14 protein-coding genes and 1 pseudogene are annotated in these 16693 nt (G+C 39.5%); 10 read left to right on the top strand and 5 right to left on the bottom strand.

The window, feature by feature from the left end; genetic code table 11:
• Together BO222_RS09050 and BO222_RS09045 are read left to right on the top strand one after the other, a co-directional pair.
• Positions 1-254: transposase (locus tag BO222_RS09050; RefSeq protein WP_198932047.1), on the top strand; the 254-nt coding region annotated here is incomplete at its 5' end.
• Between the two features lie 383 nt (positions 255-637).
• Positions 638-859 carry a hypothetical protein gene (locus tag BO222_RS09045; protein ID WP_075820341.1) on the top strand — a complete coding sequence of 74 codons (222 nt, stop codon included), beginning with the start codon at positions 638-640 and terminating at the stop codon, positions 857-859.
• Positions 860-1089: 230 nt separating this feature from the next.
• Here BO222_RS09045 and BO222_RS09040 read toward each other — a convergent pair whose 3' ends face one another.
• A complete protein-coding gene (locus BO222_RS09040) occupies positions 1090-1707 on the bottom strand; it encodes a hypothetical protein (protein WP_075820339.1) in 618 nt (205 codons plus the stop codon).
• A gap of 478 nt (positions 1708-2185) precedes the next feature.
• Here BO222_RS09040 and proB point away from each other — a divergent pair, with 478 nt between their 5' ends.
• From proB to BO222_RS09015, 5 genes are all read left to right on the top strand, one after another.
• Entirely contained in the window at positions 2186-3046 is an 861-nt protein-coding gene (gene proB, locus BO222_RS09035; RefSeq protein ID WP_332888869.1) for a glutamate 5-kinase, read from the top strand.
• A 111-nt stretch (positions 3047-3157) separates the two neighbouring features.
• Complete coding sequence (locus tag BO222_RS09030; RefSeq protein ID WP_083647772.1) at positions 3158-4405, top strand: glutamate-5-semialdehyde dehydrogenase; 1248 nt, start codon at positions 3158-3160, stop codon at positions 4403-4405.
• A 249-nt stretch (positions 4406-4654) separates the two neighbouring features.
• A complete protein-coding gene (locus BO222_RS09025; RefSeq protein WP_143356993.1) occupies positions 4655-5164 on the top strand; it encodes a flavodoxin family protein in 510 nt (169 codons plus the stop codon).
• 173 nt (positions 5165-5337) lie between these two features.
• Positions 5338-6096 carry a DeoR/GlpR family DNA-binding transcription regulator gene (locus BO222_RS09020; RefSeq protein WP_075820336.1) on the top strand — a complete coding sequence of 253 codons (759 nt, stop codon included), beginning with the start codon at positions 5338-5340 and terminating at the stop codon, positions 6094-6096.
• Positions 6096-6842, top strand: coding sequence for an HAD-IA family hydrolase (locus tag BO222_RS09015; RefSeq protein WP_075820334.1), 747 nt, complete (start codon positions 6096-6098; stop codon positions 6840-6842). The genes BO222_RS09020 and BO222_RS09015 overlap by 1 nt, the downstream gene beginning before the upstream one ends.
• A 247-nt stretch (positions 6843-7089) precedes the next feature.
• Here BO222_RS09015 and BO222_RS09010 read toward each other — a convergent pair whose 3' ends face one another.
• From BO222_RS09010 to BO222_RS08990, 4 genes are all read right to left on the bottom strand, one after another.
• Positions 7090-7941 carry an AraC family transcriptional regulator gene (locus tag BO222_RS09010; protein ID WP_075820332.1) on the bottom strand — a complete coding sequence of 284 codons (852 nt, stop codon included), beginning with the start codon at positions 7939-7941 and terminating at the stop codon, positions 7090-7092.
• 530 nt (positions 7942-8471) lie between these two features.
• A complete protein-coding gene (locus tag BO222_RS09005; RefSeq protein WP_075820330.1) occupies positions 8472-9332 on the bottom strand; it encodes an ADP-ribosylglycohydrolase family protein in 861 nt (286 codons plus the stop codon).
• An 874-nt stretch (positions 9333-10206) separates the two neighbouring features.
• Positions 10207-12351 (bottom strand): polyphosphate kinase 1, encoded by a 2145-nt coding sequence (gene ppk1, locus BO222_RS08995; RefSeq protein WP_075820326.1) that lies wholly within the window; start codon positions 12349-12351, stop codon positions 10207-10209.
• Between the two features lie 472 nt (positions 12352-12823).
• Positions 12824-13741: a Ppx/GppA phosphatase family protein gene (locus BO222_RS08990; RefSeq protein ID WP_075820324.1), complete on the bottom strand. Its 918-nt coding sequence runs from the start codon at positions 13739-13741 to the stop codon at positions 12824-12826.
• A gap of 278 nt (positions 13742-14019) precedes the next feature.
• Between BO222_RS08990 and BO222_RS08985 the strand changes: the two genes are divergently transcribed.
• The 3 genes and pseudogenes from BO222_RS08985 (at position 14020) to BO222_RS08970 (ending at position 16442) form a co-directional block, all read left to right on the top strand.
• Positions 14020-14460: an MORN repeat-containing protein gene (locus tag BO222_RS08985; RefSeq protein WP_075820322.1), complete on the top strand. Its 441-nt coding sequence runs from the start codon at positions 14020-14022 to the stop codon at positions 14458-14460.
• Positions 14461-14684: 224 nt separating this feature from the next.
• A pseudogene (locus BO222_RS14420) lies at positions 14685-14846 on the top strand (IS200/IS605 family accessory protein TnpB-related protein); the annotation flags it as partial.
• 600 nt (positions 14847-15446) lie between these two features.
• A complete protein-coding gene (locus BO222_RS08970; RefSeq protein ID WP_075820318.1) occupies positions 15447-16442 on the top strand; it encodes a Gfo/Idh/MocA family protein in 996 nt (331 codons plus the stop codon).
• Positions 16443-16693 lie beyond the last annotated feature (251 nt).

Raw genomic sequence — 16693 nt, 5'->3', positions numbered from 1 at the left:
CGGACCGCATGTCTTCAGATGCAGGACATGAGATTATGGTCAGCCGGAGCATTCAGGCGGAAGGAACCTTCGGAGATCTTAAAGAAAACTACAGATACAGCCGATTGAGACGCCGGGGACTGGAAAACGTAAAATTTGAGGTGCTTATTGTGGCCATGGGACACAATATCAGAAAATTAAACAACAGAAATCGGATGAGTTGCCCAGAACTCGAACGTTATGGAAAATTAAAGGAGCAGAAAAGCGAAATCTGAAAAAGATTATAAACAGTCTTTTTGAGTTTTGGCTCTTTTCAGTGCGTTCAAAAATTGACTTGAGCGGAAAAACACATCATAAAACAGGATTGAATCAGATAAAAAGCATAGAAAAAGGGGCTGTAAATCTCGCTGATGAAAAATCAGTCGAAATTTAACAGCCCTTTTTTTATTTTCATCATTCTGAAACGATAGACAACGAAAAAGACCTTCAAATATCGCAGCCAGTTATTTGGTTATGTCATCAGAAAGGAGGTGATTGATTTTGGTTGGGCTGTCGATTGAAGGTCAATGCATGCAGATTGTTCCAAAATGAATAATTGGACACGGCTAAAAATGAAAGAAAATGCCGAACGATCTGCTGATACAATCCAAAGGTTTTTATGATCGATGCAACCTTTGAAAAAGAGAATAGAAGTCGGAAAGAAAAGCTGTCAGGAATTGCTGAATCAGCTTTCCGATTTAATTGTAACAAAACAGAAACCGCTTCCAAAGAGAAAAATGAATTTAGTTCTATTGAATACCATTTTGTATATTTGATTATTTCTACTCTCAGAAAGAGCCAAAAATCAGAGAATCAAAGAATATGGATTGCAATCAGATAGCGATCAGGGAACATTCCTGTTCAGGAGACCATTGAGATGCTTTTTTTCAAACTTCATTATAAATCGCCTAAAAAAAAGGAGTCAGGTGGCTGACTCCGGAAGTCATATTTTCGGATTTAAAAAGGATCACTGTATTAGTATTTCATTTCAGGTCTCTTAGAAAGCAGACCTGAAATCAGTGGTAAGCCATTGGATTGAATCGTTTTACAGATCAATTGAAAACCGCGAGCTTATTCAGTGACTTCTTCCTGACTTTCTTCGCTGCCCTGGGCTTCGTTAACAATGTCTTCTCCATGAACAACTGAAGAATCATCTGAGGGAATTGTCGTCTCATCCTCTATAACTGGAGCATTGGTCTGGAAGGAAGTAAACAGAGTTTCATACTCTTCCTGACTAGTCGTATCCTGCATCCAGCCACCCATCACACATTTATCGGTCTGGCGAAACAGCCAGTAACCATCACTTTCTCCGAGAGGTACAAGAGCCTGCAAGTGACCATCTTCATTGGATTGGATGACATTGGAATCCGTTAGTGGCACGGAAGATTCATACGCCATCACCGCTTTTTCTTCAGAATCAAATTCACCAATGATCAGAACCTCAGAGTTTTTATTTTCGGCTAACAGAAGAATCGTTGGATCGAGCTGTTCCCAAAGATGAAAAGAAGCAGCGGAGGTTGATTGAATATCCCAGCCACTATTCGTTAGGGTGTTTTCCATTTCGGGTTCTGAAATCAGGACCACTTCGGTTTTAGCTTCATCATTATCCCGATTTGAACAGCCATCCAATACAATGATTCCTGCAATCAGTATTGGGATGACTAGAAGAGAATGAAACTTTTTAATCATATTGAAATCCTTTCTGGAAGAATAATCGTTTATTTATTAGTGATGCATCGCTATCTTAACATGTTCTTGCCTTGATGAATATGAAACAGAAAGGATTATTTCCACAGAAATCAGACGCTCTGCTTTTTTTGAGTCCCTGCTTGTTTGATGTTCAATACTAAAGAAGAATTTACAATCTTTATTGAGTTGGATACAATGAAGAAAGCTGTTTCAGAATTTTCAGAAAATAAACTGAAACAAATTCATAGTATATTCTTCTTGATTATAGAAGATTTATATAGATAAAAAGCTTCAGTTCAAACGATGCCGTCAAATCGATTGCAGAATGGTTAAGGATTTGCAGAAATCTCCTTCTAAGTAAGGAACTTTGACCAACCTTTTTATGGTAACCCACTTCTGTGGGGATGATCCTATTTATGGCCGCACGGCATTTAGTTGAAGAATATATTGGAATATATGAATGGAAAGGAAGGTCAGATTGCTTCAGGCAACAGTTATGAGACGAGACCAGATCACAAACCATCAAAGAATCGTAATTAAAGTGGGAAGTTCATCCTTAATGCATCCAGAAACCGGACAGCCAGATTTTGCCCGGATTGAGCTTCTTGTCAGAGAACTGGCAAATCTTCAAAACTGGGGAAAGGAAGTCATCCTAGTTTCTTCAGGAGCCATCATGGTAGGTCGTCAGGCTTTAGGGCTCGAAAGCAGACCGGATACGATTGCAATGAAGCAGGCTTGTGCTTCCATCGGTCAATCACGATTGATGATGCTTTATCAGAAGCTTTTTTCGGAATACAACCAGATCTGTTCTCAGATTCTGATGACTAAACATACCATTGTCAGACAGACCAGCAGAAGAAACGCAAAAAATACATTTGAGCAGCTGCTGAAAATGCGGGTAATTCCAATCGTGAATGAAAATGACACGATTTCGACCCATGAAATTGAATTTGGTGACAATGATTCCCTGAGTGCTGTAGTTGCTGCCTTAATCAACGCTGACCTGTTAATCATCCTCTCCGATATTGATGGATTATATACTGATGATCCAAGAAAGAATCCAGAGGCAAAGTTTATCTCCCATGTGGAAGTCATTGATGAGACAATCATGGCTTTGGGTAAGGGAACTTCTTCTGATGTTGGAACAGGCGGTATGTCCACAAAAATCAATGCAGCCAGTCTGGCTTCTTCTTTTGGCTGCGATACAATTATTGCCAATGCAAGTGATTTTCGAATTATCCATCGGTTAATCGCTGGCGAGGAAGAAGGGACTTTCTTTAAAAATCATCCAAGCAAAGGAATGACACTTGAACAGTTTTTAGGAGATCTGAGCGATTAGCTAAGCAGAAGTACTGCAGAAATAATTCTGAACGAATATGACTTCGATTGATCCATGAACGATCTGAACACTCTGAATAAAAGAATTCTTAATTATAGAAAGGGATTGAATATGTTAAGTGCTAGAGAAGCAGCCACTGCCGCCTGCCAGGCAAAATATGAAGCTGCAAAACTGACAACCGATCAGAAAAATAAAGCCCTGATTCAGGCTGCATCGGACTTAAGAAAGAATACCGATAAAATCCTGGAAGCCAATGCAAAGGATGTCCTGAAGGCCAGAGAAAATGGAATGGCTGAATCCTTAGTTGATCGCCTGATGTTAACTGCGGCCCGAATTGATGGGATGGCTAAAGGGTTAGAAGATGTCGCCAGTCTGGATGATCCAGTCGGAGAAGTCATCGGGATGAAAAAAAGACCGAACGGTCTGCTGATTGGTCAGAAAAGAGTTCCATTAGGAACCGTAGCCGTGATTTATGAAGCCAGACCCAATGTGACTGCAGACGTTTTCGGATTGACTTTTAAAAGCGGAAATACGGCTGTATTGAAGGGGGGTAAGGATGCTGCTTACTCGAACCAGGCAATCATTGAATCCATTCATGAAAGTTTAAATCAATGCAATATCACACCGGATGTTGCCGTATTGATGGAAGATAATTCACGCGCCGCAAGCAATGAATTAATGAAGATGAATGATCTGATTGATGTTCTGATTCCTCGTGGCGGAGCTGGCCTGATTCGATCGGTCGTTGAAAATGCAACTATTCCGGTAATTGAAACAGGAACTGGAAACTGTCATGTGTTTGTTGACGAAGACGCCGATCCTGAAATGGCTGTCAATATTATTATTAATGGCAAAACTCAGAGAACGGGTGTCTGCAATGCAGTAGAATCCTTGTTGATCCATGAAAAGATCGCCGATACCATTATGCCTGCTCTGGCCAAAGCTCTGCAGGAAAAGAATGTCGAGATCCGGGTGGACGACAATTTACTTCAATATGTGGATGGCGGAATTAAAGCGACTGAGGAAGATTGGGGTACGGAATATCTTGACCTGATTGTATCCATGAAAACAGTTAAAGACATCGATGAAGCCATTGCCCACATCAACAAATACAATACCGGACACTCCGAATCCATTGTGACAAAATCCTATGCGAACGCTCAGAAATTCCTTGATCAGGTGGACGCAGCCGCTGTCTATGTCAATGCCAGCACCCGTTTTACGGATGGCGCCGAATTTGGGTTAGGGGCTGAGATTGGAATCTCGACTCAGAAACTTCATGCCAGAGGACCAATGGGTCTTAAGGAACTGACGACGACAAAATACATCATCTATGGAGATGGACAGATCCGTCCTTAGCTTACCAAGCAGAAATAGTGATTTTGTTTTGCTTTTTTCCTGCTCTTTATTTACCAAACAGATATCCAGGCCAGAGAATCGGCTAAACAAGATAATTCAGTTTATTAAGTAGAACTGGTTTATCTTTTTTGCTTTATCTATTGATTTGTCCGCGCTTTCGAGTTTCAAAAACTGAGCATGGGCAAAAACCTTTAAAACGCTCGATTTTATAATGAGATAAGGAAAACTATTTTGGAAGGAGACCTGATCATGAAAAAGATTGTTATTATCAACTCATCCCCAAGAATCAATGGAAACTGTGATATTCTCTGCTCTGAATTTGGGCGGGGAGCTGTAATGAATGAGGGAAATGAAGTATCCAGGATCGATTTAAAGGATATTGAATATGATTTTTATCGTGAAGAGCAAAAACTTGATGAACTCGATAATATTGCTCATCAGTTAATTGATGCAGATGTGATAGTTTTAGGAACCCCGGTCTATTTTTATAATATGAGCGGAATGATGAAGACTCTGATCGATCGAATGATGCCGTATTTTACCCAAATCGCTGATAAGGATTTCTACTTTATTCTGACGGCTGCCGTCAATAAGAAAGAAATGGAAGCGACAGCAGAATCTCTTCAGGGATTTACGGATTCACTGCCCAATGCGAATCTGGTTCGTGTCTTCTATGGCAATAATGTTTCGCAAAAGGGAGATGTTCTGGATCGCTCGGTTTATAAGGAAGTATTTGAAGCAGCTTCCAAAATTTTTTAATTTCTGAATAACACGTTTCATCGATAATAAATTTCGTCGATAAAAGCAAATATCTTAAAGGAAAGGATTCTGCGGAATCCTTTTTTCTGTGGACTCATAAAATGTTCAGGCGCTAAAATATGAAATAGTGATTTTGCAGAATGGATATTTCAGATCCAGGAAGGAGCCTTCTTATGACTGTTGAACAAAGGCATCAGGAAATATTGAATGAACTTCATCAGAATGGAAAAGTTCGGGTTAAGGATCTGGCTGAAAAATTCAATGTAACTGAAGATCTTATTCGAAAAGATCTCAATGTACTCGAAAATGCGGGACAGCTTAAACGAAATTATGGTGGGGCATTGCCAATTAAGCAGAATGTTCAACGTATGCTGGCTTCCAAGAAGAAAATACTCAACATGGAAGCCAAGAATCGAATCGCCAGGAAAGCTTTTTCCTTAATTAAAGATGGACAGCTTATTTATCTGGACATCTCCACTACAAATGTTGTTTTAGCAAGACTGATTGCTGAATCGGGACTCACTGTGACTGTAGTGACCAACATGCTCGAAATCATGGATATCCTTTCTCACTCCAATATTGAAGTTGTGGGAATTGGAGGACACCTTGACTATGGAAGAGAAGGCTTTATTGGAGCTCTTGCCTATGAAAACCTCAAACATTATCGGTTTGATTTAGCCTTTGTTGGGGCGATCGGAATCGAAGCCCAGGAAAACGCTGTGACAATTCTTACGGCTGAAGAAGGTCTGACTAAGCGGCTGATGCTTAAGAACTCAGCGGTAAAATATCTGGTCTGCGAAGAAGAAAAACTTAGAAGACAGGGAAATTATCAGTTTGCCTGCATTGAAGACTTTGATGGATTGATTACGGATCGAGAACTCAGAAAAGAAGATCAGAAAGTGTTTGATGAACACTTTGTTCAGGTGCTTTGATGGATAGAGAAAAGAGCAAAACGATTAAGAACGATATCCGCCTTTTGGCTGTCGATGTGGATAATACACTGCTTGATTTTGATGCCTGCGCTTTTGATTGCATTCGAAAGTCTTTTGATCAATGGAAACTTCCTTTCAATCAAAAGGTCTTCCCGACTTTTATGGAGATTAATGAAGCCTTCTGGAGAAAGATTGAACGCAATGAAATGAGTTTTGAAGAACACCATAAGATTCGATGGAATACGATCTTTGCCGCATTAGGGATCACTGATGTCGATGGTGAAGAATTTGAGGTGACCTTCAGAGAACATCTTTACGATTCTCACATTTGTATCAAAGGAGCTTTGGAAGCAGTTGAGATTCTTTCAAAAAAGTATCCGATGATGATTGTTTCCAATGGTGCAGGTCAGCAGCAAAAGCAAAGAATTGAAAAAGCAGGGCTTCGTCCGTATTTTTTTGATGTTCTGACCAGTATGGAGGTAGGCTGTAAGAAACCTGATCCGAAATTTTTTGATGTTTTGTTCGATCATGCAAAAGCAAAGGTTAAAGACATTCAAAGAGAGCAGATTCTTGTCATTGGCGATTCATTAATCACAGATGTTCAGGGAGCAATTTCCAGTCAGATGAATGCTTTATGGTTTCATCCAGAGGCTAAAATAAAAATGGACGAGGAAGAAGAACTCGCTGAAGTTATTCTTTATGGCGGCAATGACTGGAATGATGTCGTGGATTTTCTAATGTCATAGAAGGAAAATCAAATAAAGAGCGATCTATAACGATTCAGATAACAGGTTAGATATCCAGAAAATGAAAACAGCAGAGAGGTTCTTCTTTGGTTTTGTAAGAAGATATCTCTCTGCTTTTGTATTCCTGAATCGATCTGCAGCCAAACATCAGCAGAAAGTATTCAGATTTTCGATAGAGTTCTTTTTCAAGATAGTTCTTTATGGATAGCGTAATCCTGTATAGAAATATGTTTATCTACGAGCTGCTTTAGTTCTGCTTTTGAACTACAGGGATCCAAATTTCATATTGTGCGTTTTCTGGATCTGGATTGATGTAAACTTCAACATCGGCTCCATTTCCATATTCATAACCGGAAGTAGGCAGCCATTCAGTTAAGATTCTTCTTTCGAGTTCCTGAATGGACTGGTTAGGCCCGCTTCCTGAAAAGATCGCCCAGGTCGCTGCTGGAACGATATACTCTTCAAAGTCTTTCTGAGGTTGATCAGTAGCGACAGAAATATAATATTTAAGCGGTTCATCCTGATTATAGCTGCATACACCAAGTACGCCCATTGGAGATGAATTCATCATTCCAATTAGTTGATTTAAAACTCCGTTTTCTGTAATTTCCTGCCATTTTGAAGGAATGACCTCAAAGTTTTTTTCGAGTTCCCTGGATAGCGGAACGGATACTCCAACAATTCTGAATGCATCTTTTGATTCAATCCGGTAATTCATTTCCTCGACTCCTTTCACGGTGATGGTGAATTTGATTGGAGGATAGGATCTAAGAGAAACTCCCTGTTTTCTTACGGCTGAAGGAGCTATGCCATGAACCGATTGAAACGCTCTGTTGAATGCAGTAGGAGAACTGTAGCCATATTTCAGAGCCACATCAATGATCTTTAAATTCCTATTCTGAATATCTACTGCTGCAAGCGACATCCGTCTTCTGCGGATATATTCCGATAACGAAACTTCGGCCATATAGGTGAACATTCTTTGAAAGTGATATGAAGAGCAGCAGGTAATTTTACCGAGCTGTGCATAATCAATTTCTTCGGTTAAATGTTCCTCGATATAATCGATGGCATGATTCAATCTTTCAATCCATTGCATTTGGATACCTCTCAATCTTCTACAGCATACCTGCAATAATTCATTCGATCCTCTTAAATTTTGAACCAAAAAAGAGAGATCAAACTGTATGCAGAAATATGAAGCTTTTATGACCACAAAAACATAAACGAAGCCATTCAATTTGAAAAGCTTTTTCGATCTTTGTTTTCATTTGTCAGGAATATTATGGAATTTGTTGATGTATACAGGCAATAAACAATTCAAACAACACAGTCTTGCTTCGAAATCTCAAAAAAATTAGTTTCAAAAAATATTGAGCTGATAAAAGTATGAGAAAAACTGGCGAGCGGTTATTGAAGATACTGTTACGATTTTTACAAATCTCGACTAGAGCCGCAAAAAAACAAAAGTTGGCTAAAAGAGGGAGGGCAAACAGTATAGACCTTCAAAATTGATTCTTCATTCAGTTATGAGGAAGTGGTGAAAAACACAAAACATTAATAAATAAACTGATATGAAAGCCCCCTTGTCAAGGGGGCTTTCATATCAGAATTAGAGTTGCAGAGTAGTTAACCAGCTTTCGAAATGAACTGATTCCATTTCGAAAGCGTATCTCTTAGAGGTTTATCTAAATATGCATAAGCTTTCTTCTGAATTGGTTCTGGAATTCCATAAGCTGCCTCTGCAATGCTTCCGGTAATGGCGGCCAGCGTATCACTGTCTCCGCCCAGGGATATCGCATTGCGAATAGCATCTTCAAAGTCATTGCTTTCCAGGAAGGCAATGATTGCCTCAGGAACAGTTTCCTGACATGTCTCGTTAAAGCGGTATGTTGGGCGGATTTCGTCAAGTGTTTTCGAGAGATCGTAGCCGTATTTATTTTCAATATGTTCTTTGATCCGTCTTTTACATTCTTCAGGATCATCAGAAATCGGAGCTTCCCCTTTATGGTGAAAACCACCGAAATAGTAACGGCTCAGAAAAATGGCATCCGCTGTAGCTAAAGCGCCTTTAATACCTTCCGGATGATTATGAGTGACTTCAGCAGAAAGTCTGGCAAGTTCACTTCCTTTTTTGGGCCATTGTCCTGTTTTAGCATATGAATCACAATCCATGATCCATCCACATGGTGAAACGCGCATGGCTGATCCATTTCCAAAACTGTTATAAGGCTTTCGGTTATTCGTCAAAACCCATTCAACAAATCGTCCGCCATAACCTGAATCTGGATACATTCTTCCGTACTTCTTCATTTCATCAATAAAATCATCTCTTTTACCGCCATCCATGATTGCCTGCGCAACGGCACACGTCATCACACTGTCATCCGTGAAAAAGCAGTCATCACGAAATAAAGGAAAATCCTTCGTTTTTATATTGTTCCATTCGTAGACAGAACCAACGATATCACCAATTATTGCTCCAAGCATAGTAAAGCCACCTTTCTAGTTCACGTTTTCCTGAATTTAACAGTAAAGGGAACTGACGTTATTCACAATCAAACCGGAATCGACCATTTATTCCTAAATGATAAAAATATAGTTATTTGAATTTATAATATCTTGGATCCGCTTTAAGAGACCTTTTGACTGTGAGAACTTGAAATAATCATTTTGATTTTCTATAAAGACTAATGCTCCATATGAAAAATAGAACCGTCAGAACCAGTAAACTAATACAAATCCAAGCCATACCATTGCCGGAAATAATCTGCTGGTACAGGTAAATGAATTCATGAGGACCACCGATGCCTCGCTGCATTGCAAAAAATAAATTACAGATTGGAGCTATTACAGTAACAATAACGCCCATAATCGGGATCCATTTGTGCTTTTTGAGTTTAAAGATCAAAATGAGCTCAAATATCAAAGCCACCAGGAAGAATCCCCAGTAAATCAACCAGATCCAATTTCCATTTTCTAAAATTGACATAAACGATTGTTTTAATATCAGAAGGCATAATCAGTCGATTTCTTCGGCCTCTGATATTTCACTGCGAAGGTAGTCCTTCTCGTTAATAAAGACTGAAGCTTACTAACCTTCTTTGTGAATCTCCTTATCTATCTATATTTTACTGTATGATCTTATTTTCAAAAATAGCGTATTGATTAACAAAAGTGAATTAATTGCGATTTGTCTGCACATGTTTACTGTTGCGGCTAGCTAAAATTGAGTATTTTTTCAGCGTATGTGACTTATCCAAAAAAAGCCGCCAGCTGGCGGCTCTTGTTATCATTTAACTCTAACTTGGATTGAAGATCTTCTGCTTCTCATCAAAATCCAGATTCCGTTTGAAAAATATCCTTATTTGCCAAGCAATCTGGCAATCCAGCTTTTCTTGATTGGTTTTACTGGTTCTGGTTTAATTACAGGTTCAGGCGGGGCAACAAATTTATTTTCTTTTGCCTGCTGCATAAAATAATCCTGAGAATTGAAAGGTTCATCCCGGTCTGTTTCAACGTTGGAATAATAGCCCGAAGATAGAAGCTTTCTTCCTTTGGCATCATCAGAGAACTGCGTTTCAAAATAATCAAGAAGTTTTTTCTTGAGTTCAGGATCTTCAATCGGAACTGCGACTTCTACACGCCGTTCGGTGTTTCGGGTCATGAAATCGGCAGAAGAAATATAAACTTTTGCTTCAGGTCCGCATCCGAAAATATAAATTCTTGAATGTTCAAGATAGCGGCCGACGACTGAATGAATTTCAATGTTATCGGTCAGACCTTCCAGTCCAGGTAATAAATCCGAAATACCGCGGATAATCATTCGAATCTTAACTCCGGCCTGAGAAGCCTGGGCCAGCTTGCTGATGATATCCAGATCAGTCAGTGAATTCATCTTGAAGGACGCACAGGCAGGTTTTCCTTCATTAGCTAGTTCAATCTGATGATCGAGTTCACTGATGATTTTTTCCTTTAACTGATGAGGACTGACCAGAATCTTCTCGTATGTTCCATTCAGATTGGAGATATTCATATTCTGGAAGAAATTTGTTGCATCCTTGCCAATATCTTCACGGCTGGTAATAAACGAAAAGTCCGTATACTGATGAGATGTTTTCTCATTGTAGTTACCAGTGCCGATCTGAGTAATCGTCTTTAGACCATTATCTGTCTTATAGGTGATTTCCATGATTTTGGAGTGGACCTTGTAATCATCAAACCCATAAATGACATTGCATCCGACTTCTTCAAGTCTTTCCGCATTATAAATATTATGGTTTTCATCAAACCTGGCACGTAGTTCCATCAGGACGGTAACATCTTTCCCATTTTCAACCGCTCTTCGTAAATAGTGAACAATTTTTGAGTTTTTAGCGAGCCGATAAATCGTGATCTTGATTGAAATAACATTTTCATCTTCACTAGCTTCCTTAAGCAGCCGGATAAACTGATCAATATCTTCATAGGGATAAGAAAGCAGGACATCGTGATCGAGAACCTGAGGAATGATCGGTTTGTCTGGATTCAAACGGTTATTCGTTTCAGGAGTAAAAGGCTCATATAAAAGGGGCTTTTTCAATTCAGCTGGAAGCTGGTCGATCAGCTTAAATATATGGGCGAATTCAAGCGGTGAATTCTTGGTCACAAAAACCTGCTGTTTGCTTAAGTGAAGCTGTGAGCAGAGATAGTTGATCGGCTCTTCACTGTAATTCTTATAGACCTCAAGTCGTACTGGCGCGAGTCGGCTTCTGCGCTTGAGGATTTTTTTCATATACTGACGATAATCTTCATCCTCTTCAATATCCTTGGCATCAAGGTTAATATCCGCGTTCCGGGTGACTCGGATAATCGTCTTAAAGAGAATTTTCTGTTTTGGAAAGATTCGTTCAAGATTATGCAGAATAATGTTTTCAGCCAGGATGTATTCTGTCTTTTCGTCATTGAGATAGACAATTCGTTCAAGATAATCCGGAATAGGGACTAATCCATAACGTTTTTTGCCATCTTCAATTAACTGAAAGAACACATACAGTTCCTTATTAATAAGGAAGGGGAATGGATGATGAAAATCAATAATCTGCGGAGCCAACAGCGGCATCATCTGTGAATCAAAATAGCGGGTCAGATGCTGCTTTTGCTTCTTGTTGAGATCCTTCCAGGCTACCGGCATGATATGTAAAGCGACAAGAATCTTATTGAGATTTTTCATGATGTTATCGCGCATCGTATAGAGATGTTTTGTCTCTCGGTAGATGGCTGACAACTGCTCATCTGGAGTCATTCCGCTTTTTGAATCGATCTGATTGGGATCAACCAGACCCATATCTGTCAGGGATCCACAGCGAACCTGAAAAAATTCATCCAGATTGCTGGTAAAAATGGCTGCAAATTTCAGCCGCTCAAGAAGCGGTACCCTCTGATCAGCAGCTTCTTCCAGGACTCGCTGGTTAAATTTCAGCCAGGAAAGTTCCCGGTTTTGTGTAAAGGGGTATTTTTTCTTATGCATAGAGTTTAATCAAATGATTCTGAATGCAAAGATTCAGAGACCTTTCTTCTGATTTATAAGTCGTATGAACGGTAATCTTTATCAAAGCGCTTTGGCAAGGCTTACCGGTTCAGTAAAAATCTTAATAGTGGGTAAATGGGCTATCGAACGATTTGCATAGTGAGAAATCTGTATATAAAAGTTTCAAGATATCTATATATCAGGATATCCATATATCAAGATATCAGTCTATCATTATCTATAAATTAAAATCGGCAGATTGACGGGCCAGGATGTTAGAATCTTAGAGTCTTATCCTTCAAAATAAATCGTCCAGTGATTCAAAAAATTAGATTCGGATAAAAACCAAATAAAAAACCGTGTAAAAATAACAATTAACGATCGAACGAATAAGTAGATCAAATATATTCTGAAGTATTCTTACTTGTTAATTATCATGGAAATATTAATCTGCTCTAAAATGTTCATCCTCTTAATTCTGCTTTTTCGTATTGATGACCTTCTCTAAAAGATATCCTTCACGCAGACCAGAAAAGGAGACTTCAATTACTTTTGCATTTGCGAATTTTGCGACACCTTCAATAATTAAAAGTCCTGTACATACGGTGTGAACCCGATCCGGCTTGTTTTGAAGCAGTAATTTAATGGCTCGCGAATCATTTTCAACCAGATAATCAACTAAATCGCTTAGCAGCTTTGGAGAAAACGTATGTTGATCCGGACGAATCCATTTTAGCTTGATCAGGATCTCACGAATGGTCCGCATGCTTCCTCCAGTAACTGCCAGGCTGTCGACTTCAAGGGCCTGTTCAGGTTCAATCGCAAGCAGTTCTTCCTTGATCTTTTTACGGATGGTTTTGATTTCAGCCGCAGTCGGGATGATTTCTCTGACATACCGGTTATAGAGATTGAGTGATCCGATGGGCATACTCGAAACCGATACGATCTGATTATCATAAAAGAGGACGATTTCAGTACTTCCGCCTCCAGTATCGATATATAAGCCTTCAGATCCATCCAGATCATGGATGGCGCCATTAAATGAAAGCCTTCCTTCTTCCGCTCCCGACAGCAAATCGATTTCGATTCCCGTTTTTTCGCGGACAACGTCTAATATGTCTTCAAGATTTTTTACATTGCGTAAGGAGGCGGTCGCAAAAACCGCGAATTCAGAAACAGAAAGAACATTGAGCATTTTCTTGAATTCAGTTAATGTTTCAATCAGCTTGTTGATTCCTTCCTGATTCATTTGATGGTTATGAATATAGCTGACCAGACCGGCCGAGGCCTTTGTAGACATCACCTGAGAAAATTCAGAGCGGTCAATGGAGTAGATGTTCATTCGAATTGTGTTGGAGCCAATATCAATGATTCCAAAAGTAAAAGCCATTTTTAATATTTTCCTTCCTTAAACATAGTTTTAATGAGTTCACTGATCATTCAGACCTCAATAAAACTAACGATTTTTCGTTCATATTTCTTCCATTTATTATAGCAAGATCTCATAAAGCTTTCTTAAGGAGACTGTCTGCCAGATCATTAAGACCATAACAAAACTCGCCAAGACTTCAGAAAAATAACTGCAAATACTTCTAACTTAATACAGGCAATCTTCTTTCGAATTAAAAAACTTTAATTCAAACTGTGATTAGTTACGGATGATAAAAAATGAAGAAGTATACAGAAAAACTCCTGGTTGGATTCCTGGCAGCTTCTATGCTGGCTGGTTGTTCATCAGGTAAGACGATCACTCTTGATCTGAGCACTGGAAAGCAGGAAGGCACCTATACAGGAGATATGAGTGATGATATTCCAAATGGTAAAGGAAAATTTTCTGCCAAGGAGGCCAAAGGAGAGTTCTGGACTTACGAAGGAGATTTCAAGGATGGTCATTTTGATGGAGACGGAACCATCACTTACAGCAACGGAACCAAAGAAATTGGAACCTTTAAAGATGATCAGATTGTTCCAATGACTGGAGATCAAATTAAAGATCTGGCATCTGATACTGATAAATTTGTTGATCATGTCATCAGTTCTAAAGGTCTGGTTTTTACGGATCCGACATTATCGGATGATCAATACTTTGTACAGATTGATCCAATTTAAAATGATGCAGTCACCCAAAGTTCGCCTTACTGGCTGTACGTGGATACCAAAGATTTTGATCTGAAGACAAATGACTACATCGAGTAACTGGTATTGTTAAAGGGACTGGAACAGGAGAAAATGCGTTTGGAACTGAAATAAGCGCTCCTGAGATTTCAGTCACTGAATACAAAAAAATTGATTATGCACAAGCCCTGGCTCCGGCCAAATAATCAAAAGAGGTCAATCAGAACTTCTGCCAGATTCCATTCAACGTTTTTATTCGTATGCTTGAGTATAAATGCCGAATGGCCGGGATTCAGGTGATCCTCAGTGAAGAGAGCTATACCAGCAAATGCAGTTTTCTGGATGATGAAGAGTGCAAAAAACAGCAAAACAATAAGTGAAAACGAATACACAGAGGATTATATAAGAGTCAGAATGGGAAAGTGATCAACGCGGATCTGAACGGCAGTCTGAATATTTTAAAAAAAGGGCTTCTGACTCTTGGACAGTGGAACAGGTCCATGTATCAGCAGTGTCAGGACAGAAATGAGAAGGCTGCATTGATCAGATATAACGTCCCGCGTTCTTAAATTGGAAAGTACCTCGCAATGACCTGGTCTTATCGGGTCGAGTGAGTAAATGCCCTGCAGTGGGTGTGAAGCAAATCGGATCCTTCATGGTGAAGATGCATCTTCAAAGGTAATGTCACATTTTTCGTGATTTTTACCAACTGTCAATTAAATTCATTATCTGATTCTCTGCATAAAAACATCATTCTGATACTCGGAAAAGAAAGCGGGATTATCCGTAACAAAGTCAGACTTCGCTAACAACATCCTCTTGAAAAAAATCAGAAACAGTAAATGTGAAGATGGCAGATATTCTGTATCTATGAGAAAAGTATCTGAATTGCATCCTTCTGCCGTCAATTCATAATAAAACTGACAGGGTAAACGACAGGTCACTCTGATGCAGACAGCAGAAATGACGGAGATCATATTATGAAACAATACAGATGGGCATTGTCCGGATCCGGATGGATCAGTACAGAAATGGCCAGAACGCTTCATGACAATCATCACACCATAACAGGAATTTATTCAAAAGACAGAAAAACAGCAAAAGAAGCAGCTGAAAAATACGGGATTGAACACGTTTTTGATTCCTATGAAGAGATGCTGACAGATTCGGATACTGACATCATCTATATCGGAACTCCCAATGAAATTCATGAAGAAGAAGCGATCAAAGCGCTGAAAGCCGGCAAGCATGTCTTCTGCGAAAAGCCGATGGGACTCAATGAAGAACAGTTTGTCAGATGTCTCGATCTGGCAGAGAAGAAAGATCTGGTTCTGATGGATGGAACGACACTTCTGCATATGCCGCTTTTCAAAGATATCAGAAAAGTTCTGAAAACCGGAAAACTCGGAAAACTCAAAATGATTCAGGTCACCTATGGTATACAGAAAGACTTCAATCCGGACAGCCGTTTTTATTCTCTTGAACACGGGGGAGGAGCGCTGATGGACATCGGACTCTATGCAATAAGCTTTCTGTGCCTGTATATGGACAATGTGCCTGATCATGTCAAAACTTATGTTTCCAAGGCATCAACCGGAGTCGATGAAACGAGTGCGATCATTGTTCAGAACAAAGATGGACAGATCGGCAATATCTCCTTATCGCTGAATACAATGAAGCTTGAACAGGCGATCCTGTGTCTTGAAAAAGGCTATATCCTCGTTCACGGATTTCCCAGAGCGGACCAGGCAGTCGTTCATTATGTAGATGGAAAAACGGATATTATCGAATCCGGTAATTCCGAACAAGCTCTTGAATACGAGATGAAAGAAATGGAAAGCGCCATTGAAGAAAACCGGCAGCCAAAAGGTCTCAAAGACGCCAGGGAAGTCATGCATATTCTTACGCAAATCAGAAAGCAGTGGAATATCGAATTCCCATCCGAGCAGGAGCAGTGGATTGACTGCATACAGTAGCAAATACGAAGCCCATTCTAGATCTGAACATAAGCTCTGAATCTGTACGGCTTCTGATCTTCAGAATTGCCGGCTTTTCACATCATCTGCAAAATGAATTCATAACATGATTAATAAATCATGTAAGCCTAACTATTAAATGTCAAGTGTAATTGTATGGTGATCATAAAAATAAGTTTTGTTTGCTTTGCAGGTACATTTGCCTTGATAGGGAGGGCAAATAAATGATTACGTCTTAAATATTCAGAAAA

This window comes from Ileibacterium valens (assembly GCF_001945525.1).
In the GTDB taxonomy this organism is placed as follows: domain Bacteria; phylum Bacillota_I; class Bacilli_A; order Erysipelotrichales; family Erysipelotrichaceae; genus Ileibacterium; species Ileibacterium valens.
The sequence above is the reverse complement of the archived record's forward strand: the minus strand, read 5'-3'. Positions and strand labels throughout refer to the sequence as shown.